General features: G+C 57.0%; 16 protein-coding genes. 14 read left to right on the top strand and 2 right to left on the bottom strand.

All coding sequences use genetic code 11. The features are described 5' to 3' along the window. Positions 1-327 precede the first annotated feature (327 nt). Entirely contained in the window at positions 328-702 is a 375-nt protein-coding gene (gene crcB, locus HNQ59_RS13230; protein ID WP_343074278.1) for a fluoride efflux transporter CrcB, read from the bottom strand. Positions 703-1,117: 415 nt separating this feature from the next. Between crcB and HNQ59_RS13225 the strand changes: the two genes are divergently transcribed. After that, entirely contained in the window at positions 1,118-2,557 is a 1,440-nt protein-coding gene (locus HNQ59_RS13225) for an aminotransferase-like domain-containing protein (protein ID WP_184040234.1), read from the top strand. 198 nt (positions 2,558-2,755) lie between these two features. Here HNQ59_RS13225 and HNQ59_RS13220 read toward each other — a convergent pair whose 3' ends face one another. After that, positions 2,756-4,243 (bottom strand): glycoside hydrolase family 13 protein, encoded by a 1,488-nt coding sequence (locus HNQ59_RS13220; RefSeq protein WP_184040232.1) that lies wholly within the window; start codon positions 4,241-4,243, stop codon positions 2,756-2,758. 223 nt (positions 4,244-4,466) lie between these two features. On the opposite strand from HNQ59_RS13220, the gene recC reads away from it, so the two are divergent. From recC to HNQ59_RS13155, 13 genes are all read left to right on the top strand, one after another. Then, positions 4,467-7,730: an exodeoxyribonuclease V subunit gamma gene (gene recC, locus HNQ59_RS13215; protein ID WP_184040229.1), complete on the top strand. Its 3,264-nt coding sequence runs from the start codon at positions 4,467-4,469 to the stop codon at positions 7,728-7,730. Beyond that, positions 7,723-11,469: an exodeoxyribonuclease V subunit beta gene (gene recB, locus HNQ59_RS13210; protein WP_184040226.1), complete on the top strand. Its 3,747-nt coding sequence runs from the start codon at positions 7,723-7,725 to the stop codon at positions 11,467-11,469. Before recC ends, recB begins: the two co-directional genes overlap by 8 nt. A 187-nt stretch (positions 11,470-11,656) precedes the next feature. Further along, positions 11,657-12,001, top strand: coding sequence for a low molecular weight protein tyrosine phosphatase family protein (locus HNQ59_RS13205; RefSeq protein WP_184040223.1), 345 nt, complete (start codon positions 11,657-11,659; stop codon positions 11,999-12,001). Positions 12,002-12,019: 18 nt separating this feature from the next. Next, the gene (gene recD, locus HNQ59_RS13200) at positions 12,020-13,747 is read left to right on the top strand and encodes an exodeoxyribonuclease V subunit alpha (RefSeq protein WP_184040220.1); all 1,728 of its coding nucleotides are present in this window, start codon (positions 12,020-12,022) and stop codon (positions 13,745-13,747) included. Positions 13,748-14,127: 380 nt separating this feature from the next. Further along, positions 14,128-16,134 (top strand): site-specific recombinase, encoded by a 2,007-nt coding sequence (locus HNQ59_RS13195; protein ID WP_184040217.1) that lies wholly within the window; start codon positions 14,128-14,130, stop codon positions 16,132-16,134. A gap of 108 nt (positions 16,135-16,242) precedes the next feature. Further along, entirely contained in the window at positions 16,243-17,031 is a 789-nt protein-coding gene (locus HNQ59_RS13190) for a TOBE domain-containing protein (RefSeq protein ID WP_184040214.1), read from the top strand. Positions 17,032-17,061: 30 nt separating this feature from the next. Beyond that, entirely contained in the window at positions 17,062-17,820 is a 759-nt protein-coding gene (gene modA, locus HNQ59_RS13185; protein ID WP_184040211.1) for a molybdate ABC transporter substrate-binding protein, read from the top strand. Next, positions 17,817-18,212 (top strand): TOBE domain-containing protein, encoded by a 396-nt coding sequence (locus HNQ59_RS13180; RefSeq protein ID WP_184040208.1) that lies wholly within the window; start codon positions 17,817-17,819, stop codon positions 18,210-18,212. The genes modA and HNQ59_RS13180 overlap by 4 nt, the downstream gene beginning before the upstream one ends. A gap of 6 nt (positions 18,213-18,218) precedes the next feature. Continuing rightward, positions 18,219-18,890, top strand: coding sequence for a molybdate ABC transporter permease subunit (modB, locus tag HNQ59_RS13175; RefSeq protein WP_184040205.1), 672 nt, complete (start codon positions 18,219-18,221; stop codon positions 18,888-18,890). Further along, on the top strand, positions 18,887-19,768 hold the full coding sequence (locus HNQ59_RS13170; RefSeq protein ID WP_184040202.1) for an ABC transporter ATP-binding protein: 882 nt from the start codon (positions 18,887-18,889) through the stop codon (positions 19,766-19,768). Before modB ends, HNQ59_RS13170 begins: the two co-directional genes overlap by 4 nt. Before the next feature lie 23 nt (positions 19,769-19,791). Then, the gene (gene hemC, locus HNQ59_RS13165) at positions 19,792-20,754 is read left to right on the top strand and encodes a hydroxymethylbilane synthase (protein WP_184040200.1); all 963 of its coding nucleotides are present in this window, start codon (positions 19,792-19,794) and stop codon (positions 20,752-20,754) included. A 275-nt stretch (positions 20,755-21,029) separates the two neighbouring features. Further along, complete coding sequence (gene hemDX, locus HNQ59_RS13160; protein WP_184040198.1) at positions 21,030-22,928, top strand: fused uroporphyrinogen-III synthase HemD/membrane protein HemX; 1,899 nt, start codon at positions 21,030-21,032, stop codon at positions 22,926-22,928. Next, positions 22,925-24,139, top strand: a complete 1,215-nt coding sequence (locus HNQ59_RS13155) for a heme biosynthesis HemY N-terminal domain-containing protein (protein WP_184040196.1) — start codon at positions 22,925-22,927, stop codon at positions 24,137-24,139. The genes hemDX and HNQ59_RS13155 overlap by 4 nt, the downstream gene beginning before the upstream one ends. Positions 24,140-24,402: the final 263 nt, after the last annotated feature.

Below are 24,402 nucleotides of genomic sequence, written 5' to 3'. Positions count from 1 at the left end.
TGAGTACTTTATTTCTTTGATTAACCAGACATCAGTCCGGCAACCCATCCACAAGCACCCACGCTTATCGACTGTATTTTTTGTTAAAGATCATTGCCGCGCTGTTTCGCTGCAGCAGAGAAGGTGAATCTTAGAGATTCCTGACATACACGTCAAGCACTATTTTCAAAACATTGAGGCCTGAAGCGCTTTTCAAGGGACTATCCAGTACTATCAAGTTGAAATGAAACCTTTTTTGCAAACCTCCAAACCATTCGGTTTTTGTTTGTCTCGTTCAAAATGGTTGATCTGCGGACCCAATGCGGTGCTACAGCCAGATGGTAGCAGCTAGGAAATCCACATCAGCACGGTGTTCATGGTCCGAATGCCTAACCAGGTAAGCAGCAACGAACCCAGCAGATGTGATCCTGCCACAGCAAAGCCCCATACCAGTTGTTCACGTAATATGAGATCAATGACCTCGCTGGAAAACGTGGAAAACGTGGTCAGTCCACCTAGGAATCCAGTCACTACGAATAGTCGATATTCTGATGGCAACGGCGCAATATGGCTAAAGCCCGCCACAGCCAGCCCGACTAGATATCCCCCCAATAAGTTTGCAGCCAGGGTGCCTAACTGTACTACTGCAAATACTGGATTGAGCCAGCTTCCTAGCACCCACCGTAACCAGGCCCCAAGTGCTGCTCCTGTCCCAACTGCCACCCACGCTGTCCAACCCACTTTAATAGCTCCTCGCTGTGTAAGCTCGGTTTGAGTATATGAACAGAATCCATTTACGGTAAATCCTCCTTTGGAGAGGCTATTGAGTCTGTTAGATACAGGCTATTCAAATCATGTATTCTGTTATGGTGTTTGTATGGTCTTGGGGCTGGAGGGCTTGTAGGCTGCGGGTTCTGTGGTCTTGGGCTGAGCCTTTGGCGATTTTCGATTGTTGTCTGATACTGGCAATGGTAGCCATGGACTCAGATGCTCATGATCAAGCAACATGAAACGGGGCAGGTTAATACAATGCCAATAAAGAGCCACCATGTTGGCCCTCATATCTTGCCGTGGTGCTCGTATAGTCGATCTTGCTATCAGCAATCGTCTTCCATCAGTCTATATAGTTGACAAATATATGAATGCACCTGCCAACGCGCCACGTTATGCCCAGCTCGCAGAAGAATTGACGGCCTGTATCAGTGGAGGGAGCCTGCGCCCTGGGGATAAGCTGCCGTCAGTGCGGGCGTTGTGTTCATTACATGATGCCAGCCCGGCAACAGTGACACATGCGTTGCATTTGCTGGAGGACGCAGGATTGATTGAGGCACGGCCTCGTGCTGGCTTTTACGTCAAACGACAGATCCAGGCGAGACCGTTACCACAGCAGTTGAGCGGGGAGTATCACAGCCAGCCCAGGTTGGTGGAGATATCGAACAAGCGGAAGCGGTTATTGGAGTTCGTCCACCCTAGCCACTGTGACTGGTTGGGGCTGGCCAATTTGTCGCCCAGCTTGTTCCCCAATCAGCTGATTCAAAAATTCATGACCTATCAGGCTAGGCGCGATCCGACGCTATTGGCCCGTTACGCATTTGATGCAGGTGATGAGCAGCTCCGGCAGCAAATTGCTAGGCGTGGTGTGGAGGCGGGGTGTATCTGGCAGGCAGATGACATTATTATCACAAACGGTGTTGTTGATGCGCTGGGCTTGAGTCTTCGACTGTTGACCAAGCCAGACGATATCGTCGCGATTGCCGCGCCATCTTCACTTCCTTTACAAGAACAGCTTGAGACTTTATCCAGGCGAGCATTGGAAATCCCTGCCCATCCTTGTGACGGGATTTCGTTGGATGCGTTGTCCCAGGCACTTCAGCAACAAAAGATTGCAGCTTGTATCGTCAGCGCCAATTTTGCGAGCCCAACCGGCAGCTTGATGAGCGATGACAACAAACGGAAGTTGGTCGCGTTACTGGAGCACCATGGCGTGCCGCTGATTGAAGATGACACATATGGTGAGTTTTACAACAGCGAGCAAAGGCCCAAGCCCTGTAAAGCATTTGATCGAAACGGCAATGTAATTCTGTGCTCCGAGCTCTCCATTACCCTGGCACCAGGACTAGGGCTTGGCTACATCGTGGCCGGACGTTACCGCCTGGGCTTACAGGCTCTCAAGCCTGCTACGATGGATGGTGTCCCATTGCTCATCCAGCGCACTTATGCAGCTTTTATGGAGAGTGGTCACTATGAGCCTCACTTGCGCAGATTGCGTCGACAATTGGCCGAACAGCTGAATGCGCTACGCGCCGCTGTCTGCGATCATTTTCCTGCCGAGACACGTGTATCTTGTGCAATGGGTGGTTACTTGCTTTGGGTCGAACTACCACAGAAAATCGATGCCGTAGAGCTGAACCGATTGGCAGTGCAGCAAGGAAGCGGTTGTGCGCCAGGGGAGTTGTTCACCTTGGGCGATGGGCTACGTAACTGCCTACGACTCAATGCCGGCCATGTTTTCTCGCCCAAAGTGGAGGAGGCCGTCAAAACTCTTGGGCAATTGGCACAACAACTATTGAATCGGTAACCCGGATCAGCGCACTTTGGGTCACCGTGCTCCGCTTTGATATGGGTCTTCAGCCGAGTGAAGATCGTAGATATTGCTTGGCTGCAGCCAGCCTAGGCTTCACATCATCACTGTCGACCGGTTTCCAGCAGTCCGCCAATGCTTGATCGGCGGCTGAGATCCACGTCTGACAATTATCCATTCACCACAAAGGCATCATCAAACAACGAGGTTCCGTTCTTTATAAAAGCGGAAATGAGCGTGGGGCTCGAAAGGTGTATAAATGGCCACGCCTTTTGGCGGGGCCTCCACCCAAATGCACCCGCCACCCATTTTGATCTCATTACCAGGTGCCAGCTGATTTCTTAAAGGCACGCTGTTATATAGGTGTGGGTAGGGAATGAACACCAACTCCCTTAATGGCGCGTCCCCCAGATTGAGCACCACCAGCGCCAGCTGGCCAGGTACATCGGTGTAACGCAAGTAGATCAACGCATTGCCGGTTTGCTTTTCACCCAGCATCATCAACTTGCCATTTTGCAGGGCGGCATTCGCCTCACGGATACCAACCAATGTTTGGATGAAATCTCGCATCGGTCGTTCCCACTGAGCCTCATCCCACACCATTGGGCGACGGCAGTCCGGGTCGTTCCCACCCTCCATGCCATTCTCGTCCCCATAGTAGACCAACGGAATACCCGGCAGGGTGAATTGCGCAGCAACCGCAAGCTGCCGCAAGCGAACATCTGGAATCGCCGTTCTCAATCGCATGGTGTCGTGGCTACCCAGCATCAGCCAACTATTCAGGCTACCCTCATGCCCATAGCCATCATAATATTCACGCATGGCGGCATTTGCCTGCTGATGGGCGATATCTCCGGCTAACCACGCCAGCATGGCCTCACGGAAGTAATAATTCATCATACCCGTGTAACCACGACCATTTACCCAGCCACCGGCATAACTCATCAATTCCCCCAGCAACTGAGCATGAGGAAAGCGTCGATGGATGCTTTGGCGAATGCGCTCCGCCGTTTTCATACCCAGATCCTGCGCTGTATCAAAACGCCAGCCCGTGATGCCCATCTCCAGATAGTGCGACAGGAAGTTACGCTCGCCCGCAAACAAAATGGATTGCAGCTCCGGATTGTCGAGGTTCAGCTCCGCAAGATACGGATGCCCCCACCAACACAGGTGATTTCCGGCCTTATCAAAGGTGAAAAAATCACGATATGGCTGTTCACCACGCTTGGCCGCCAAAAACCATGGATGCTGATAATTCACATGATTCAACACCGCGTCCAGAATCAAACCCATGCCACGCTTATCCAACTCAGCGATCAACCGCTTCAGCGCAGCTTCATCACCGAACATCGGATCAATGCGGAAAAAGTCCATCGCATCGTACTTATGATTCGAGGGCGCATCAAAAATCGGCGTGAAATAAAGCGTGTTGAACCCGCTCTCCTGAATATAATCCAGCCGCTCAGTGATCCCTTGCAAATCCCCACCATAGAACACCTGCCCGCACTGCTTGAGCTCCGCATCATCCTCAGCGGGCCTGGCCTGCCAATCTGCCTTCAGGATATTTCCTGGGCGTTGATAGGCAGCCTGCGATAATTTCTCCTTCCCCGTCAGGCCACGGCCAATGGCAAAACGCTCTGGGAAAATCTGATACACAATCTGGCGGGAAGGGGTGACGGACATAGCAGAAGTCTGACTGGCATTGACAATAGTTTGAGCATATCGCGTACTTATCACCATCGCCTGACAATTTGTGCGGATGCTACACCCAATCGTGCTGATATAGCCCTGAACCAGACTTGACGTAGTGGAATCGGTAACACACTACACCATGCCCAATCCCAGCCGACCTTGTGCTCACGGCCACCACAGTTGAAAATAGTCTCATCAAGTCAATATCACGTCTATGCTCTACCTCTACCAATCCAATCGCTTGGAAACCTTGCTGGAGCTGCTTTCTGCTGTCGTCACCTCCAGCCCATTGACATCGCCGTTCTTATCGGAGGAGGTGGTGGTGCAGTCGAAGGGGATGGGGCGGTGGATCGGGTTCGAGTTGGCGAAGCGGCATGGGGTGTGCGCGAATATGCAGTTCCCACTGCCGGCATCGTTCATGTGGAAGTTGCTGACAACGGCGTTGGGGGATTTGCCAAGGCGCTCGGTGTTTTCGCCAGAGGTTTTGTGCTGGCGGGTGCTGGATTGGTTGAGCGACCCGGCGAATCTGGCGGTGGCGCCGCGTTTGGCCACATTCATTGCGCGTGGCGATGTATTGCGGCGTTATCAGTTGGCGCATCGGATTGCGGATATCTTTGATCAGTACTTGGTCTACCGTGCCGACTGGGTAGCCGCGTGGGAGCAAGGCAGGCTACTTGGGCTGGGCGAGGACGAGGGTTGGCAGGCCAAGCTGTGGCGGGATATGGTGAGCGGAAACGAGGCCAGCCACCGCGCCCGGCTGATGGAGCGCCTGATGGCAGCACTGCAGGAGCCCGCGATCAAGCAGCGTTTGCCACAGCGCTTGACATTGTTTGGTATGACCAGTTTGCCGCCGGTGTATCTGCAGGTGTTCGAGCAGCTGGCAGAGCAGATCGATGTGTGCTTTTTTGCGCTGAACCCGTGCGCAGAAAGCTGGGGGGATGTTGGTCAGCAAGCCGGGGTGATGGCTGAGTCGTCGGATCTATACCTGGATGTCGGCAATCCTTTACTGGCGAGGCTGGGGCGGCAGGGGCGCGATTTTTTTGATCAGCTGTCTGCCATGCCGACCTTAAATGATCTATTCCAGCCCAATCATGAATCGATGGATTCACTGCTCGGGCATCTGCAACATGATGTGCTGACCCTGACATGGCGTGATGAGGCCAACAAGCTGCCAATTCCCGCCTTGGATCGATCAGTGCAGGTACATGTGTGCCATAGCGCCATGCGTGAGGTCGAGGTGTTGCATGATCAATTGCTGGCCTTGTTACGCGACACCCCCGACTTGCAACCCGCCGATATTGCAGTATTGACGCCCGACATTGAGCAATATTCGCCCTATATCGAGGCGGTATTTGCTGCAAGGGATGGCGTGCCTTATCTGCCGTACGCCATTGCCGACCGAGGTATGCGCAGTGAGTCGCCACTATTGGAGTTGTGGCTGGGCCTGCTGAACTTGCCGCAGTCGCGCTTTACATTGGATGAAGTATTGGGCTGGTTGGAAATACCAGCGATTCAGCGCAAATTCGGCATTGAAGAAGTTGAGCTGCCGACATTACACGATTGGCTGCAAGCAACACGCGTGCGTTGGGCGCGGGATGGGGCACACAAAGCATCGCTGGATCTGCCCGCCATCGACCAAAATACCTGGCGTGCAGGATTGGATCGTTTGATATTGGGCGCAGCATTGCCAACGGCTGTAGCGGGGGGGGGCGTACCGCTCTGGCGTCAGACGCTGCCATTTGACGATCTGGAAGGCAGCCGGGCCGAGTTGGCCGCGCGCTTGGCTTATCTGTTGGAAACCGTATTCGACTGGGCCGATCGTTTGGCACAGCCCGCCACCTTGTCCGATTGGGCAGATCGGCTGGGAAAATTGCTGGATGCATTGTTTACCCCCAGCCAAGAGGAGGAGCCCATCGTCCTGCGCATTCGCGAGGCGCTACAGCTATTGCGTGAGCTGGCAAGTGATGCAGCGTTTGGGCAGGCTGTTCCGATGCCGGTGGTACAAAACTGGCTGACACAACAATTTGATGGCACAGCAGGTTCATCCGGCTTTTTGACCGGATCAGTGACATTTTGCACCATGGTGCCGATGCGCAGCCTGCCTTTCAAGGTGATTGCCTTGCTAGGGCTGAGCGACGGTGCGTTCCCTCGCACCCAACCCGCGCTGGGGTTTGATCTGATCGCCCGCCATGCCAGGCGTGGGGATCGTTCGCGCCGAGCGGACGACCGCTGGCTGTTCTTGGAGACATTGGTTTCCGCCAGGCAGGTGCTGTACCTGAGCTATATGGGGCGCGATCAACGGGACAACAGCGAGCTGCCGCCTTCGGTATTGGTCGCGGACTTACTGGATACCATTGGCGTGGGCTTCCATCGGCTGGAGGATGCAAGTTTGGCGCCAGATGAGCAGGCAGCGCGCATCCGCCAACAAGTCGTGGTGGAGCACCCATTGCAACCCTTCAATGCCAGCTATTTCCAGCCCGCCAGCACCGTGCAATCATTCAACCAGCGCTGGTGTGAGGCCGCACAGCATGCAGGGCAGGGCGAGCAAGCCACCCGACCGTTGTTCATAGCGCCCTTGGCACCCGCCGATGCGGAATGGCGAACGCTGGAGCTATCCGAGCTGAGCGCCTTTTTTTCCAACACGGCCCGCTATCTGTTACGGCAACGACTCAAGCTCAAATTGAGCGAGCCTGACGACCGGCTCGAAACCAGCGAGCCCTTCGCACTGGATTGGCGCAGCAAACAAGCCATCCGCAAATTGGCGCTCGACTGGCAACAAAAGCAACAGCCCGAGACGGGCCGCCTACTGGCTACGGCCAGCGGGCTGTTGCCTGCGGGGGAATATGGCCTGCACCTGCAGCAACAGGAGTCGCAGACCATGCAAGGCCTGGCGCACAAACTGGCACCCTGGCAAGGCTTGCCTACCATCGACCCGCCCTTGCTGCGCCTGAGCCGCGATGGCCTGACATTGACAGGCTGGCTGCACGGCGTGACGCCCGCAGGCATCGTGCAGCACTCGACCGACGTGATCAAAGCCCGTGATCGCTTCCAGCTGTGGCTACAGCACTTGGCTTTATGTGCCAGCGCCCCAGCCGGGGTGGCCTTGGAAAGCCGCCTGATCGGCTTGGATGGCACGCTTCATCTACCGCCCGTCGAAGATGCCGATGCGTTGCTGGGTGAACTGCTGACGTATTACTGGCAAGGGCTGCACACCCCGCTGCCATTCTTCATCAAATCCAGTTATGCCTATGCTGAGGCCATCCACCGCGAGCAGCCAGCAGAGCGTGCGTTGATCAATGCCCGTAAGGAATGGGATGCGCCGGAGACACGATTCAATCTGCATTTCGGTGAATCAGAAAACATCTGGTACCAAGCCGCCTGGCGGGCCACCGACCCCTTGGATGAACACTTTGCCCACCTGGCTGTTCAGCTGTATTCCCCCTTGCTGGCGGTAATGAATGAGACCAAACATGCCTGACAGCGTTTTGCCCTTGGATGTGTTCACGGTGCCGCTGGATCGGGTATCGCTGATCGAGGCCAGTGCCGGCACCGGTAAAACCTGGACGATCACTGGCTTGTACACCCGCTTGATTTTGGAACATGGGCTGACAGTCGATCAGATTCTGGTGGTCACCTATACCAAAGCGGCCACCGCCGAGCTGCGTGAGCGGGTGCGGGCCAGGCTGGTCGCCATGCTACGGGCCTTTGAGCAAGGGCATAGCGCAGATGGCTTCTGCCAGACGCTGATCGACCAATATACCGGTGAGCAGGATCTGGCCATACGCCGCCTGACCCGCGCCATCAGCAGTTTTGATGATGCGGCGATTCATACCATCCACGGCTTTTGCCAGCGTGTGTTACGGGATGCCGCTTTTGAGAGCGGTACTGATTTCGACGCCGAGTTGCTGACCGATGAACATGGTTTGCTGATCGAAGCTGTGGCTGATTTCTGGCGGCGTGAGGTGGGTGAGGCCACCGGCGCGTGGGCGGCCTGGCTGGCCGACAAGCAACAGACCCCAGACAGCTGGCTGCTGGACATTGCGCCACATATCGGCAAACAGGATTTTCTGTCGCTGATCGACATGGAGGAGCCTGCCGACAACACTACGCTGCAGGCCCAGCTGCACAATGCCCTGAATGCTGCCCACGAAGGGTGGTTTGAAGAGGGCGATGCCGCCAAGGCGCTATTGCTGGCGTTCGACGAGCAAGAGGGGTTCAACACCAGCCATAAAGGCGACAAATTACAGGCGCTGATCAATGAGTTGGATACCTGGGTGGCTGAGCCCCCCAGCACGGTGCCCAACGCAGCGTTGGCTTTGAGCGACAGCGGGCTGTATCAGGGCTTCAACAAGCGTAAGAAGAAGCTGGCCCCACCCAGCCACCCTGTGTTCCGTTTGTTCGAGGCGGTGCGTGAAGCGCATGATGCGATGCGAAGCAGCTTCGAGATCCGGCTGGCCAAGCTGAAAAACCGCCTACTGGCACACTGCAATGCAGCTTTGGTGCAGAGCAAACAAACCCGTCGGCAACTGTCTTACCATGATCTGCTCAACAAGCTGGCCGAAGCGTTGCGCGGTGACAATGGCCCACACCTTGCTGAACATATCCGCGACACTTATCGCGCAGCCCTGATCGATGAGTTCCAAGATACCGACCCGGTGCAATATGACATCTTCCGCCATGTGTATGTGGGGCAGGCGCTGCCAGTGTTCCTGGTGGGCGATCCCAAGCAGGCCATCTACAGTTTTCGCGGCGCCGATATCTATACCTATCTGGCTGCCCGCCAAGCCACTGATGCGCAATACACGCTGAACACCAACCAGCGCTCACTGCCGGGCCTGGTGCGGGCAGTCAACGCTTTATTTTCCGCCAAACAGAATCCACTGCCGTTTCTGGATGAGGGCATTGGCTTTCAAGGCGTACAAGCCGCAGAAAAATCACGCGCTGAACTGGTGGTGCCTGGCGACCCAGCCACCGCGTTCCGCTTTCTGATGCTGCCCCAAGCCTTCTCCGACAAACAAGCCCCCACCAAATGGGGCAAGACCGACGCCAACCACCAAGCGGCAGCCAGCACAGCCAGCGAAATCGTCCGATTGCTGAATCTGGCCGCCCAAGGCCAGGCGCGTATTGCTGGTGAAGAGCAGGGCCGGGCCGTGGATCGCCCATTGGGTGGTGGGGACATAGCGGTGCTGGTGCCCTCACACCGTCAAGCCAGTCTGATCCATGAGGCCCTGGCCGCCCGGGGCGTGCCCAGCGTGCGCCAAGGGCAGGACAGTGTCTTTGCCACCACCGAGGCTCGCCAATGGTTATGTGTGCTGCAAGCCATTCTGCAGCCTGCCCGCGAGCCCTTGCTACGTGCAGCCCTGGCCACAGAGCTGATGGGACTGGATGCCGCGCAGATCGCCGCGCTGCAAGACCAGGAACAGTTGTGGGAGCAATGGCTGGCACGATTCGCCCATTGGCATAGGTTGTGGCGTGAACACGGTTTCATGCATATGTTCCGCGACTGGCTGGATCAACCAGGGCCGGATCAATACAACGTGTCGCAACGCGTCCTGGCCTTTTTCGATGGTGAACGTCGACTGACCAATCTGCTGCATCTGGCAGAGCTGACCCAGGTCGAGAACCGCCGACGGGCGGGCTTGGACAGCGTCCTGGCCTGGTTTGAGCAGCAATGCGCCCAGCCTGAAAAAAGTGAAGAGAAGTTGATGCGGCTGGAGAGCGATGCCGACCGGGTGCGCATTGTCACTATCCATACCAGCAAGGGTTTGGAATACCCCATCGTCTTCTGTCCATTTTTATGGGATGGCAAGCTGATGCACCCCAACGAGAGCGCCATCGCCTTTCACGATGAGCAAGGCAGGGCGCGGCTCAATTTCGGGCTGGGCGACATCGACCAGCACAAACGCATGGCCAGTCGGGAGCGTTTGGCGGAAAAACTACGCCTGCTCTATGTAGCGCTGACCCGTGCCAAGCACCGCTGTTACGTGGTTTGGGGGCAGATCGACACGCCCTCTGCCACCAGCAATGACGACAAACCCAGCGAGGGTTTACATACCTCGGCGCTGGCTTGGCTGCTGCACCCACCCACCGATATTGGCAAGGCGCCTGGGCCGGTCTTGCTGGCCCGCATCCGTGAACGCCTGGCGGGCATCAGCCGTGAGCAGATTCTGCTGGATGTCGAGCGTTTTGCTGCGCGGACAGATGGTGCAACCGACATCCTGACCGCAGATATCAACGACGCCCGCTACCAGCCCGCCCCCAGCCCAGCCATTGCTTTACAGGCAGCCACCCTGAAGCGGGCCTTGGCTGCCCGCTGGCGAGTGTCCAGCTTTTCCGCGATTGCCAGCCATGGGCCAGTGATTGCACACGAGGCCCCCGATCACGATGCCGTATCACCTGTTGTCGAGCCATTGGTGCGACCGGTCAGTGACCATCCGATGGCCGACTTTCCACGCGGGGCGGTGCCTGGCACATGTTTGCATGCGGTTTTCGAGCATTGGGAATTCACCCGGCAAGATGATGCGGCGCTGGCCGAGCATGTCAGCACGCAACTGACGGCCCACGGCATTGATACGGGCTGGACAGCCGCTGTATGCGACATGGTGCACACCGTGCTGAATGCCTGCCTGCCCCCGCCTGACAGCCCCATGCAAGGCACCATTCCTCAATTGGGCTTGATGCTGGATACACCGGGCAGCATTCGCCTGCACACCATTACACCCAACAGGCGGATGGCGGAACTGGAATTCACCTATCATCTGCGCCGGTTCGACATGGCGGGCTTACGCGGAGTGCTGCGCGAGAAAAGCCATAAACTGCCCAAGGTATTCATCGATGCCCTGAACAGACTCAGCTTCCAACAGGTGGAAGGCTACATGAAAGGCTTCATGGATCTGGTGTTCGAGCAGGATGGCCGCTACTACATTTTGGACTGGAAATCGAACTGGCTTGGGCCGCGCCTGGCCGACTACACCGCAGACCGGCTGCTTCAGGCCATGGCCCAGCACCACTACTATTTACAATACCTGATCTACACCGTGGCCTTGCACCGCTTTCTTGGCCAACGCATCGCCGGCTATCAATACGAAACCCACTTTGGTGGCGTGTATTACCTTTTCCTACGAGGTGTCACCCCTGATGGCAGACTGGGGGTGTTTCAAGACCGACCCGGCGAGGCACTGATCGAAGCGCTGGATCACTGGATGCGACAAGAGTAACTGCGCGCATCTGATAAGATGGCACCAGATCGCGTACCATGTTTTCCAACACTGCCGTGACCGCCATGGCTGTCACACCGCCGACCGCCCCATCACATGGCGGCATTCAAACCCAGCACCATCGTGCAGAGTGAACGATCTGCAATGCGCTGATGAAAATCTTTGTGGTAAATGAGATAACACAGGTATGAAACGCGCCTTATTCATCTGTAGCCGAAACCGCCTGCGCAGCCCGACTGCCGAGCAGGTTTTTGCTGGCTGGCCTGGTGTTGAAACGGACTCGGCAGGGCTGGCTGACGATGCGGAAACCCTCTTGGAACCAGAACAGATCCAATGGGCCACCCACATCTTTGTCATGGAAAAACGTCACCGCCGCATCCTGACCAGCCGTTTCGGCAAGCAGCTACAAGACAAGCGGATTGTTTGCCTGGACATCCCCGATAACTATCAATTCATGCAGCCAGCACTGATCACCTTACTGGAAAAGCGGGCCGGGCTTTATTTGAATACCACTTCCTCCACCTCTCTATAACAAGGCGCACCAAACCGCATGTCGAACACCTCTCCGTCCGCGCTGGCCAGCGAATTCCTGCGCGTACTGCACCGTCGAATCGGGCCGCTGCCAGGCGAGGTGACTGCAGTGGTCGCGCAACTGATGCAGGCCACATCGCAGGGCCACGTCTGTCTGGATCTGTTACCACGTGACGACGCCGTCGAATTGGCCGACCAGCTGCTAAGCAGCGGCATCTGTGGCCGGGCCGGGGCGTTTCAACCCTTGATTCTCGACCTTGGCCGACTCTATCTGGCGCGCTACTGGCATTACGAGTCGCAGCTGGCCAAGCAATTGGGGCAATTGGCAGGCCCACCCACCACGCTTGATCACGCACCGGCACGGGCTGTCTTGGATCAGCTGTTTACAAACAATCAACAACAACCTGACTGGCAGAAGGCAGCAGCAGCGGCGGCATTGATCAACCGGCTGACGGTGATTTCCGGCGGCCCGGGCACAGGCAAGACCTCGACCGTCGTCAATATCCTAGGCGCCTTGCAGGCTTTGCACGATGGCCAGCTGATCATCCAACTCGCCGCGCCGACGGGCAAGGCGGCTGCGCGCATGGCAGAGGCGATCCGCGCACGTAAACACCAGCTACCATTGCCACCAGCGATCATTGATACCCTTCCAGAGCAAGCACAGACCATTCACCGCCTGCTGGGCCCACGGCCTGAATCCATCTATTTCAGGCATCACGCCGGCAACCCTTTACCCTGTGATGTACTGGTGCTGGATGAAGCCTCGATGATTGATCTGGCCTTGATGGCCAAGCTGGTCGATGCCTTGCCTGCTCACTCCCGCTTGATTCTGCTGGGCGATAAAGACCAGCTGGCGTCAGTCGAGGCCGGGGCGGTATTTGGCGATCTATGCAGCTTACGTGCGCTGGACCAGACCACCTGCGACGCCCTGGCAGCACTGGCCGGGGTAGCCGTGCCGCCCAGCGCACGTGAGGCAGGCCCAATTGGACGTAGCGTGATGTTACTCACCCACAGTTACCGTTTTGACGGGCGTAGTGGCATTGGTGAATTGGCTCGCTTGGCCAATCAAGGCGAAGCCGTTGCAGCCATGGCGCTGTTGCAGGGCAACCAGTTTGCTGATATTCGCTGGCAGGAGGGCAATATGGCGCAGCTCGCCAACCGCCTGGAAACCCGCATACGAGAAGGCTTTGGGCCATTTTGGCAGGCGGTACAGACCGGGCAGAGTGCCGCCGTGGTCATGGCTGCATTCAATCGGTTTCGGCTACTGGCCGCCACACGCGAAGGCGAGGCTGGCATGCATCAACTCAACCGCCTCAGCGAGCAGGTACTACGCGGAAATCAAAGCCCAGGCTGGTACCATGGCCGCCCGGTGATGATCACCAGTAACGATTACAATCTGAAGCTGTTCAACGGTGATGTCGGCATCGCACTGGACTCGCCGCAGGGATTGCGTGTGTGGTTTGAAGCAGAAGGGGGGCTGCGGTCGATCACGCCTGCTCGGCTACCACCCCATGACACAGCATATTGCATGACCGTCCATAAATCACAGGGCTCTGAATTCGACCAGATTGCACTGGTGCTACCCGATGCCCCGTTGCCCGTATTGACCCGCAATCTCATCTACACTGGCATCACCCGTGCCAAACAGTTTGCGGAGTTGTGGGGAATCGGGGCCAGCTTGAGGGCCGCCATCGAACATGCCCCTACCCGCACCACTGGGCTAGCCGACAGACTAGGTGCCGGTTGATGGGTTGTCGATGACACACATGGCTGACCATACGTTTCACGTGAAACATGTTTCACGCCGTCGCCCTGATGGTGGCATTGAACCAAACCGCCTGTATAACTGACTAACAGTCTGTTATTTATTCGGCCATCGCCACCTTTCATTCAGTAACAACAAACTGGTAGTGTCCCGATTTCATCTGGCGCGGTTGCCTGCCCTATTCCAGCAGCGCCGTTGCCGATATCTGTATTCAACATGATGGATGACATATCTGTTGGGCTTTGCCGGCTTGGTGCATGTGCCACATAGGGGCTGCATCTGGCGCTGTAATGTATGCCTGGCAGACATGCCGTGTCGTCGCCCCACCCATTTCACTTGATCAATCCAGTCAAGGAGAGCCCATGGAGTTGATCCTCCAGCAACTTGCCGCCCATCCCTCCACCACTGATATCGGCCCCCTTGAAGCGCTGGTTGCCAGCATCCGCCCGCAACGTGCCAACGATGGCGAAATAGCTGTCAATAATCTGCGGGCACTCATCCTGTTGCTGCAACTGCGCCCAGCCTATCGTGATGCATTACGGCTATACCTATTGGCCTGCCTGGCGTCCCGCAAGCAATTGCATCTGTATGCAGACGTTGGCATCTTGCCCAATGCGGGCTTCTTTTCCGAATTGCGGAACAAGCTGGCGGCCAAGCTCCTGCCACCCGCAGTCAATCCAGACTACTTGCGGGACATGTTTGGTGAAATCTTCAACCAGCGGGATGATCATGTCTGGGTCAGCGCTGTACCGGATGATGTCTGGCAGACCCTGTTCGACACCTTGCGCGGTGATCGTATCGAGGGCCATCAACGACGCTTCATCATCGGTGAAATGCTGGATGCGGCACAGGTGCTGTCCTATCGTATTTCCAGCATGGGCCTGGAGCCCGAGCTGGTGCGCAACCACCCGGATATCGAGCGCTTCGAGTCGCCCTTTCTGAAGCAGAACGTCGAGATCGTCGATTACATCAATCGTCATCGCAACTGGCTGATCGACCAGGGCCAGCCAAGGGAAGACCATCGCCATGCGTTGGTGCTGCTGGATCAGTGCGAATTGGTGATGGCCAAGATCCGCAAACAGGCTGCGGTGTCGGGCGCCAGTGTCAGCCTGACCTATCTGCTCGTCCGACTACAACAAAGCCTGCAACGTCTGCGCACCCTGTTGCAACTGATTGAGCCGGGCGACCTGGCGCAAAAACAAGCCCTGGCGTTGGCATTATTCAAGGAGCTGTTGTGGGCGGACAATCGCAAGCTGAATATCCGTGATTTCTTTCGCGACAATGTGGAGCTGGTCGCCCGCCAAGTCACCGAGCACGCCAGCCGAACTGGTGAGCACTATGTCACCCATGGCCGCCGGGATTACTGGTTCATGCTGCGATCCGCCGCCGGGGCGGGTTTCATTGTTGGTTTCATGGCTTTGATCAAGATCCTGGCTACCAAGCTGCATGCGCCCCCGCTGATCGAGGCTTTTCTGTTCAGCATGAACTACGCACTGGGTTTCATGTTGGTACACCGCCTGCATTTCACCATTGCCACCAAACAGCCCGCCATGACTGCCGCCCACATCGCTGCGGCCATACAAGACGGCAATGGTAAGACCGCGCTGGACAATCTGACCGAGCTGGTTGTGCGTGTGGCTCGTAGCCAGTTTGTTGCCATCATCGGCAATGTCTTTCTCGCCATCCCCACCGCTTATGCCATCGGCTGGCTCTGGTACTGGGGAACAGGCAGCCATCTGGTTGACCCGCCCAAGGTGCAGCGACTGTTACATGACATCAATCCAGTGCAAAGCCTTGCCCTGTTTCATGCCGCCATTGCCGGTGTTTGCCTGTTCCTGGCGGGGTTGATATCGGGCTATTACGACAACAAGGTGGTCTACGACCAGATTCCAGAGCGCCTGCAGCAAAGGCCCTTGTTACAGCGCCTGTTGGGTAACGAGCGCCTGGGGCGCTTTGCCAACTATATCCGGAACAATCTGGGTGGTCTGTCGGGCAATTTCTATTTTGGCTTCATGCTGGGCACCATCGGCACGATAGGCGCATTGGTCGGCTTACCGATCGATATCCGCCACATCACATTCTCAGCCGCCAATTTCGCCTATTCTTTGGTGGGCCTGGAAAACCAGATGCCCTGGCAGACTGTGCTGTGGTCGATTGCTGGTATCTGGCTGATCGGCATGACCAACCTGACCGTCAGCTTCAGCCTGGCACTCTGGGTGGCATTGCGTTCCAGGCGCATCCGCTTTGATATGGCCCGCCCGCTTGGTCGTGCCGTATTGAAACGCCTCCTGACCCGCCCTGGCGAGTTCTTCTTCCCACCCAGGGTGGAAAAAACTGACGACAATCTGGCCCGTGGTGAAAGTCATTGAGTTTAGCGGGGCTTGCCCCGCTTTTTCCAAGCCTTGATATAACGCAAGCAGCGCTTGAACACCATCGCTATATAATTGACTATATAACGAGCCCCTTTTGAGTAAGCCATGAAACTGCACGCCTCGCTGGCTCTGGCCTTCGACAATCAGCACAGCTTGAGCAGCGCACGCATCCGTCTTCTGCAGGCCATCGCTCTGAGTGGGTCGATTTCTCAGGCGGCGAAGCAGGTCGGGCTCAGCTACAAAGCAGCGTGGGATGCCATCGATGCCATCAACAATCTGGCTGGAGAGGCGTTGGTGCAGCGTAGTGTAGGAGGGAAGGGGGGCGGGGGCACGCAGCTCACGCCACGCGGGCAACAGCTGCTCGCCACCTTTCAACGTCTGGAAGCGGCGCACCTGCGCTTTCTGGACAGCCTGCCACCCATTCTGGCAAACAGTGATGAGGCGCTACCGATATTGCAACGTTTGAATATGAAAACCAGCGCGCGTAACCAGTTATTCGGCCATGTCCACCAGATCCGGCAGGGTGCGGTCAACGATGAGATTATTCTGCGGCTGCCGGGTGGTGGTGAGCTGGTCGCCACCATCACCCATGAAAGCACCGAGCAGCTTGCCTTGCAGAGTGGCAGCGAGGTCGTGGCCTTGATCAAGGCCTCCTGGGTCATGCTGGCTGTCGGCCAGGTTGTCGGGCTGTCCACGCCCAATCAACTGACGGGCACCATCAGCACGCTGCATCGTGGTGCAGTCAACTGCGAAGTCGTACTGGCCCTGCCCGGCGGACAGACCATAGTCGCCATCATCACCAACGACAGCGCCGATGCACTGGTGCTGCAACCCGGCCTGTCAGCCACTGCACTGGTGCAGCCTGCCCATATCATGCTGGGTTTGCCCAATTAGACACGCATTGCAGTCCATGGAAAGCTCCCGATGAAAACACACCGCTTGTTGACCTGCCTGTGCTTCATTACCAGCACCAGCGCCGCTGTGGCGGATACTTTGACCATCGCGGTTGCCGCCAATGTGCAATATGCATTTGATGATCTCGCGAGCGCGTTCAAAGCCGAAACCGGGCATGATGCCAAAGCCAGTTTCAATTCGTCAGGCAAATTCGTCGCCCAGATCATGGCTGGCGCACCATTTGATGTGTTTATCTCAGCGGACATGACATTTCCGGAAAAGCTTCACCAGCAAGGGCTGGCCACTGCCGCCCCCAAACCCTATGCGTATGGGGGGTTGGTGGTGTGGACATTGCACCCGGATCTCGATCCGGCCAATTGGCAGACTGTCATGCAGCAACCGACCGTCAGAAAGATTGCCGTAGCCAACCCCAAAACAGCGCCATACGGACAAGAGGCCATGAAAGCCCTGGCCCAGTCCAAACTCGACGAGGTCATCAAGACCAAGCTGGTATTTGGCGAGAGCATCGCCCAGACCAATCAGTACATTGCCAACCGTGTTGCCGATATCGGCATCACGGCCAAATCCGTGGTGGTATCCCCCGAAATGGCGGGCAAGGGCCGCTGGGTCGATCTGCCCAAATCGCTTTACCAGCCGATTCCACAAGGCGCCGTGATATTGAAACATGGCGCGGCCAAACAGCCGATCGCCAGCCAAGCGTGGATGGACTTTCTGTATGGGCCGACTGCCCGAGCCATTTTGCAACGATATGGGTACCTGTTGCCATGAACCGCCTACCTGCCACCCTGACCGCCATTGAACGAGAGGGTGCCATCACCTTGCTGGAGGCGGATGCGCTGGGACACACTGTCAGCCTCACGCTGTTGGTAACTTCATTCGAATCGATCTGGCAAGTAGGACAGCAGGTCACCTTGGCATTCAAAGATACGGAGGTATCGCTGGCGAAATCGCTGAGCGGACGCATCAGCCTGCGCAACCGCTTCCCGGTCACGGTTGAATCGATCGACCATGGCAAGGTGCTGACCCGGGTGAAATTACACTTGGCTGGGCACCCATTGTTTGCAGTGATCACCACACGGGCGGCCCACCACCTGGATCTGCAAGCAGGGGATCGGATTGAGGCGCTGATCAAAGCCAACGAAATGGCCATATTGGAATAAACCGAAATGGACTGGCAACCCCTCTGGCTGACTGCCAAATTGGCCGCGATCACGACTGTCATCCTGTTTCTGCTGGGTTTGCCCCTGGCCTGCTGGCTGGCTTTTACCCAACGTCGCATCAAACCCGTCATCGAAACGCTGGTCAGCATGCCATTGGTGCTGCCCCCCTCGGTGCTCGGTTTTTACCTCTTGTTGCTGTTCAGCCCCAACCAGGCACTGGGCCAATGGCTGGCAGAACGTTTCGATCTGCATCTAGCATTCAGCTTTGCCGGGCTGGTGATCGGCTCGGTGTTGTTCAGCCTGCCATTCATGGTGCACCCGCTGCAATCTGCACTGCAAGCCTTGCCAGTCAGCCTACGCGAGGCAGCCTATACCTTGGGCAAATCACGGCTCACCACCTTGGCTCGGGTGCTGTTGCCCAATATCAAGCCCGCCTTGCTCTCTGGCTGTGTGATGACCTTTGCCCATACCGTGGGTGAATTTGGGGTGGTGCTGATGATTGGCGGTAACATCCCAGGCGTGACCAAAGTTGCCTCCATCGCCATCTACGATGAAGTGGAAAGCCTGAACTATGCAGCGGCGCACGCCTACGCAGCCGTGTTATTCGTGGTCAGCTTTGCCATTGTATTGCTGGTGTACGGCTTGAATCGTCGGCAGGCGCGGGCGAGGCAAACATGATCGAACTGAGCCTGCAACGCAGGATGCGCAGTCCGCATGGCGCACTGGAGCTGTCTCTGGAGGGCGTGATCCAGCCTGGTGAATGCCTGGCTATCTTCGGCCCATCTGGTGCGGGCAAAACCACGCTGTTACGCATGCTGGCCGGCTTGATCCAACCCGATGCCGGTCGTTTGGTAGTCGATGGCGAAGTCTGGTTCGACGCCACCCGCCGTATCCATCTGCCGCCGCAGCGGCGCTCAATCGGCTACGTGTTTCAGGACTACGCGCTGTTCCCGAACATGACTGTACAAGACAACCTGACATTTGCCGGTGCCACCCCGCAAGCGGCCATGCAATTGTTGGCGATGGTCGGCCTGCAGGCACTGGCGGATCGCCCCCCAGACACCCTCTCGGGCGGCCAGCGCCAGCGCGTTGCCGTTGCCCGCGCCTTGGCCCGCCGCCCCAAGCTGTTACTGTTGGATGAAGCCTTAGCCGCGCTCGACCGCACCACCCGCCACCAATTGCAACTTGATCTCATCACTTGGCAGCGCACCCTCGGCATCACCACGCTGTTGGTCAGCCATGATCTGGCCGAGGTCATCAAAATGGCGAATCGGGTCTGGCATATCCAGCAAGGCCGGATCGTAGCCCAAGGCCCTCCCCAGACCGTTTTGCTTGGCCCCAAAACCCAGGGCAAATTCAATCTGCCTGCCGATGTTCTGGCCATCCGGCAAGAGGATGTCGTCCAGGTGGTGACCCTGTTGGTCGGACAAGATGTGATTGATGTGATCGGTGATGGTGACGAGCTGGCCGACCTGCAACCCGGCGATCAAGTTACCGTTTCCATCAAAGCCTTCAGCCCGATCTTGATCAAGAATCGATCGACATCGGCATGTTAAAATCCACACCTATCCTGACTTGAATGCCTCCCATCGTGTCGAAACCAACCTTACCCGAAAAAGTCGTCATCGCATCCCGCGAAAGCCTGCTGGCCATGTGGCAGGCCAAACATGTCCAGGCCCGTCTGCAACAGCTCTATCCAGGTCTGGTAGTCGAGATCCTGGGCATGACCACACAGGGGGATCGCATTCTCGATGTCACCTTGAACAAAATCGGCGGCAAAGGGTTGTTCGTCAAAGAGCTGGAAATCGCGATGGAAGCGGGCCAGGCCGACTTTGCCGTGCACTCCAGCAAAGACGTGCCCATGCAATTGCCAGCGGGATTCACCCTGGCCGCGATTGGCGAGCGTGAAGACCCGCGCGATGCATTCGTCTCGAATCGCTACGCAGACCTGACTGCATTGCCAGCCGGTGCCGTGGTCGGCACCTCCAGCCTGAGAAGGGAATGCCAGATCCGCAGCCGTTTTCCGCAGCTGGTGGTCAAGCCTTTACGTGGCAATGTGCAGACTCGCCTGAGAAAGCTGGATGAAGGCCAATACGACGCCATCATCCTGGCAGCAGCCGGCCTGCGCAGATTGGCGCTCACCGAGCGCATCACCAGCCTGTTACCGACCGAGGCCAGCCTGCCCGCTGTCGGGCAGGGCGCATTGGCCATCGAGTGCCGGGCCGATCGTGAAGACCTGCTCGCCCTGTTGGCCCCCTTGAATCACCCGGAAACTGCAGCCTGTGTCCGTGCAGAGCGCGCCATGAGCCGCGTATTGGGCGGCAGCTGTCAGGTGCCATTGGGCGGCTTTGCAGAGGTGGTCGCAGGGCAACTGCAGCTGCGCGCCTTCATCGCCATGCCTGATGGCAGCAATATGCTGCAGATCACGCTACATGGCCCGGTTGATGAGCCCGAAATGCTGGGCCAGCGGGCGGCTGATGCATTATTGCAACAAGGAGCGGCCAACATTATGGCCGCCTTGGACGACGCCCATCCGGGCTGATCACTGCCCACGTCGGCAACCTGATGCACTCACACCAGTTTCAGGTTGCCAGGAAATCATCAATAATTGTGGATGAACTGTCTGCCTACACGGTAGTCTGACAGGCGGCCACGTATCAGCGGGATTGTTCTCCTTCGTTCGGCTGGCAATATCCTTCTGAACGGCCCCATGCCAAGTGACAACGCCGTTGCGTCATCTGGCAGCAAAACAACTGTCGATCACGCAGCCTGCCATGGCACCGCCATCTACAGGTCAGCTTCGTCAGCTGTTGAATCATGGATTTCGTCCCCCAAGCACCCTTTGCTGAGGATCGCATGCCACGACTGCCCGCCCATGCCCGCATAGTTGTCACCCGGCCCGCCGAGCAAGCCAAGAAGCTTTTGGCCGCCATCCGCGAAGCAGGCGGGCAGCCAATCGCACTACCTCTGTTGGCCATCGATGAGCCCGCCAACCCTGACGAGCTGAGTCAAGCCATTGCCCGTCTATGTGAGTTCGATTTCGCCGTGCTGGTCAGCCCGACAGCCATCTCCAAGGTGCTGCCTAAAATCATGGAAACCGGTGGCTGGCCCAGCACGGTCACACCGGTCGTCGTTGGCCAAAGCAGCGCTGACGCACTGGCTGCATTCGATACGCCAGAGCCCCTGGTGCCATCCGAGCGTTTCGACAGCGAAGGACTACTGGACCTCCCTCGTCTGCAACATATGCATGGCCAACGCGTTTTGATCTTTCGAGGTGATGGCGGACGGGAGTTGTTGGCCGATACCCTGATTCAACGTGGTGCCCATGTCGAATACGTCCAAGCTTATCAACGCACCCGTATCCAACACGCCATCGGCCCCATCCTCACAGGCGATCCGCAACCAGCCTGGGCTATCAGCAGCACCGAAGCGCTGGAGCATTTGCACCAGCTGGCTGGAGAAAGCTACAGCAAGCAGTTACAATCGTCACCGCTATTCGTTTCCCATCAACGCATTGCGGCCCGCGCTGCAGAATTGGGATTTTCCCGCATCGTTGTGACAAGCCCCGGCGATAACGGTATGCTCGTGGGCCTCTGCGATTGGTTCAACCACCGAATGGAAGACAAGATGGATACGGCGCCACACGACACCGCGCCCCCCGCCGCCACGGCCTCGCAAGATACAAGCGCATCGGCACAGACTCCGCCACCACACATGGCGCCGACAAGCCATGCCATGTCGCCCGCGCCAGACAAGCCTCGCTTCAATTGGGGCATAGCATTGGGCGCCGTCGCGCTGGTGCTGGTCACCACCCACTGGCTGACCAACAACCACAAAATGCAAAAACTACAGCTTGAGGCAGGCACATTCAACCAGACCAGCCGCCAGCTGGCCGAGAAAAGCGCAGACAACGTCACACAGATGCAAACACGTCTGGCCATCTTGGAAAACAAGCTGACCGAATCGCAGAATCAGCAAGTCGCGCTGGAATCGATGTATCAGGAATTGTCGCGCAGCCGTGACGAAGCGTCGCTCGCTGATATCGAACAAGCCTTGATGTTGGCCAACCAGCACCTGCAGCTGGCTGGCAACGTGAAACTCGCGCTGATCTCATTACAGAACATCGATCAACGCCTACAAGGGCAAAATGAGCCACAGTGGTTGGCTGTCAGAAGCGCACTGGCGAAAGACATGGAATCGCTGAAACGCTTCCCCTTCATCGATACCGTCGGCACCGCTGTGAAGATCAATGGCCTGTTGACTGCCATTGACAGCATGCCTTTGGTCGTCGAGCAACCCCAGCCCAAATCCCCACCCACGCCCGCACAAGCCGACGCCAACGTCGTTCAACGGCTATGGAGCGAATTGTGGGGTGAGATCAAGGACCTAATCCGCGTGCGTCGGCTGGATAAACAAGAGCCGCTGCTGCTATCACCCGAACAAGCATTCTTCCTGCGCGAAAACCTCAAATTACGTCTGCTGGATGCCCGCATGGCCAATCTGCAACGTGACGGCATGACTTTTCAAAGCGATCTACAATTGGCCCGGCAATATGTCGAACGGTATTTCGATACCCAAGCCGCACAAACCAAGGGCTTCCAACAAGGCCTGCTACAACTTGCGCAGCTTGAAATCGGCAGCGAACCACCCAACCTGCAAGCCAGTTTGAATGCCGTTCGAGATGCCAAATTGAGACCTGTCGGGAGCAACGAGTGAAACTGCTGCTCTGGCTGATCGCCATCTTCACGGCAGCCGTTGCCGTGACCATGTTGGCCGGTGTCAACGACGGCTACGCGCTGTTTGTGGTGCCGCCTTACCGTCTGGACATCTCACTGAACGCGTTGATCATCATGATCATTACCGCGTTCATCATCGTCTATGGGCTGTTCCGGCTGACCTTCAGCGCCCTGGAGCTGCCCAAGCAAGTCAAGGCCTACCATCGCAAACGCAACCAAGAAGCAGCACGTACGGCCATGCTCGACGCACTGGAAGCCTTCTTCGAAGGCCGATACAACCGTGCCGAGCGAGAAGCCAGCAAAATGTTCGATCTTGAAGAAGATCCACGAGGCAAGGCATTGGCCGCCTTGCTGGCCGCCCGTTCCGCCCATATCGTGCGCGATTTCGACAAGCGCGATCACCATCTCTCCCAAGCTGGCATTGCTGATCAACATGTCCGCCTGGCACGTTACATCACCCAAGCAGAGCTGTTGGCTGATCAACGCGAAACCACCGCCGCACTTGATGCCCTAGAAGAAGCCAAGAGCATCGCACCCAAATTGACCAATGCCCTGCGCCTGGAGCTAAAGATTCGCCAGCAACGGGGCGAGCCCGAAGCCGTGCTGCGAATATTGGAACAACTGCAAAAGAGCGATGCCATTGACACCGCCACCGCACAGACCATCCGCCTGGCTTCACACCTGCACATCCTCAAACACGAGCCCATGAACGCCCGCAGCCTGCGGGAATGGTGGAGCAGGTTGGACAAACATGACCGCCTGCAACCCCGCTTGGCCGCTGCCGCAGCGCGGAAGCTATTACAATTGGGTGATATCGAGCTGGCTACCGATGTGCTGATCAACGCACTGGAACAAGACTGGGATACTGAGTTGATCGAGCTGTTCGGCAACTTGCACCACAACCACCCACAAGGCAACGACAACCTGCTCAAGTTGATTCAACAAGCCGAGTCGTGGTTACCGCAACACCCCAAAGACGCCGCCCTGCTACTCACCTTGGGCCGGCTTTGTCACGCCCAGCAGCTATGGGGCAAGGCACAAAGCTATCTGGAAGCCAGCCTGGCTGTCTCACCTTCGGTGGTTGCCCATATTGAGCTGGCCCAATTGCTCGAACACATCGGCAAGCACGAGCAAGCCGCCCAGCACTTCAAGAAAAGCCTATCCCACGCCTTGGTTGATATCGTCGATTGATGCGCAAGCTTGATTGACATTCACGCCCCACGTTACGTCTAGCCCTGCCCCAGAAGGGGCAGCAAAGCTGCGATCAACATTACCCCACATCGCCGCCCTCGTTTCGGGTACGAAGCCTGTCCTCCTACCTGCCCCCTTTAGAGCCGTCCTCATTTCCAGCTCTACTATGGCAAAAGCCAACAGTGCCATTTATCCCTATTTCATTTTTGCAACATAGTTGCATCTAACAGCTTTTCATTGGCATAATGCAACCATGTTGCAAA

The sequence above is a fragment of the Chitinivorax tropicus genome (genome assembly GCF_014202905.1).
In the GTDB taxonomy this organism is placed as follows: Bacteria; Pseudomonadota; Gammaproteobacteria; order Burkholderiales; family SCOH01; genus Chitinivorax; species Chitinivorax tropicus.
This window is presented reverse-complemented; position numbering and strand designations above follow the sequence as displayed.

Excerpts from the sequence above, each read along its gene's own strand:
- HNQ59_RS13225 (WP_184040234.1), top strand. The coding sequence starts at position 1,118 with ATGAATGCACCTGCCAACGCGCCACGTTATGCCCAGCTCGCAGAAGAA.
- HNQ59_RS13220 (WP_184040232.1), bottom strand. The coding sequence starts at position 4,243 with ATGTCCGTCACCCCTTCCCGCCAGATTGTGTATCAGATTTTCCCAGAG.
- recC (WP_184040229.1), top strand. The coding sequence starts at position 4,467 with ATGCTCTACCTCTACCAATCCAATCGCTTGGAAACCTTGCTGGAGCTG.
- recB (WP_184040226.1), top strand. The coding sequence starts at position 7,723 with ATGCCTGACAGCGTTTTGCCCTTGGATGTGTTCACGGTGCCGCTGGAT.
- HNQ59_RS13205 (WP_184040223.1), top strand. The coding sequence starts at position 11,657 with ATGAAACGCGCCTTATTCATCTGTAGCCGAAACCGCCTGCGCAGCCCG.
- recD (WP_184040220.1), top strand. The coding sequence starts at position 12,020 with ATGTCGAACACCTCTCCGTCCGCGCTGGCCAGCGAATTCCTGCGCGTA.
- HNQ59_RS13195 (WP_184040217.1), top strand. The coding sequence starts at position 14,128 with ATGGAGTTGATCCTCCAGCAACTTGCCGCCCATCCCTCCACCACTGAT.
- HNQ59_RS13190 (WP_184040214.1), top strand. The coding sequence starts at position 16,243 with ATGAAACTGCACGCCTCGCTGGCTCTGGCCTTCGACAATCAGCACAGC.
- modA (WP_184040211.1), top strand. The coding sequence starts at position 17,062 with ATGAAAACACACCGCTTGTTGACCTGCCTGTGCTTCATTACCAGCACC.
- HNQ59_RS13180 (WP_184040208.1), top strand. The coding sequence starts at position 17,817 with ATGAACCGCCTACCTGCCACCCTGACCGCCATTGAACGAGAGGGTGCC.
- modB (WP_184040205.1), top strand. The coding sequence starts at position 18,219 with ATGGACTGGCAACCCCTCTGGCTGACTGCCAAATTGGCCGCGATCACG.
- HNQ59_RS13170 (WP_184040202.1), top strand. The coding sequence starts at position 18,887 with ATGATCGAACTGAGCCTGCAACGCAGGATGCGCAGTCCGCATGGCGCA.
- hemC (WP_184040200.1), top strand. The coding sequence starts at position 19,792 with ATGCCTCCCATCGTGTCGAAACCAACCTTACCCGAAAAAGTCGTCATC.
- hemDX (WP_184040198.1), top strand. The coding sequence starts at position 21,030 with ATGGATTTCGTCCCCCAAGCACCCTTTGCTGAGGATCGCATGCCACGA.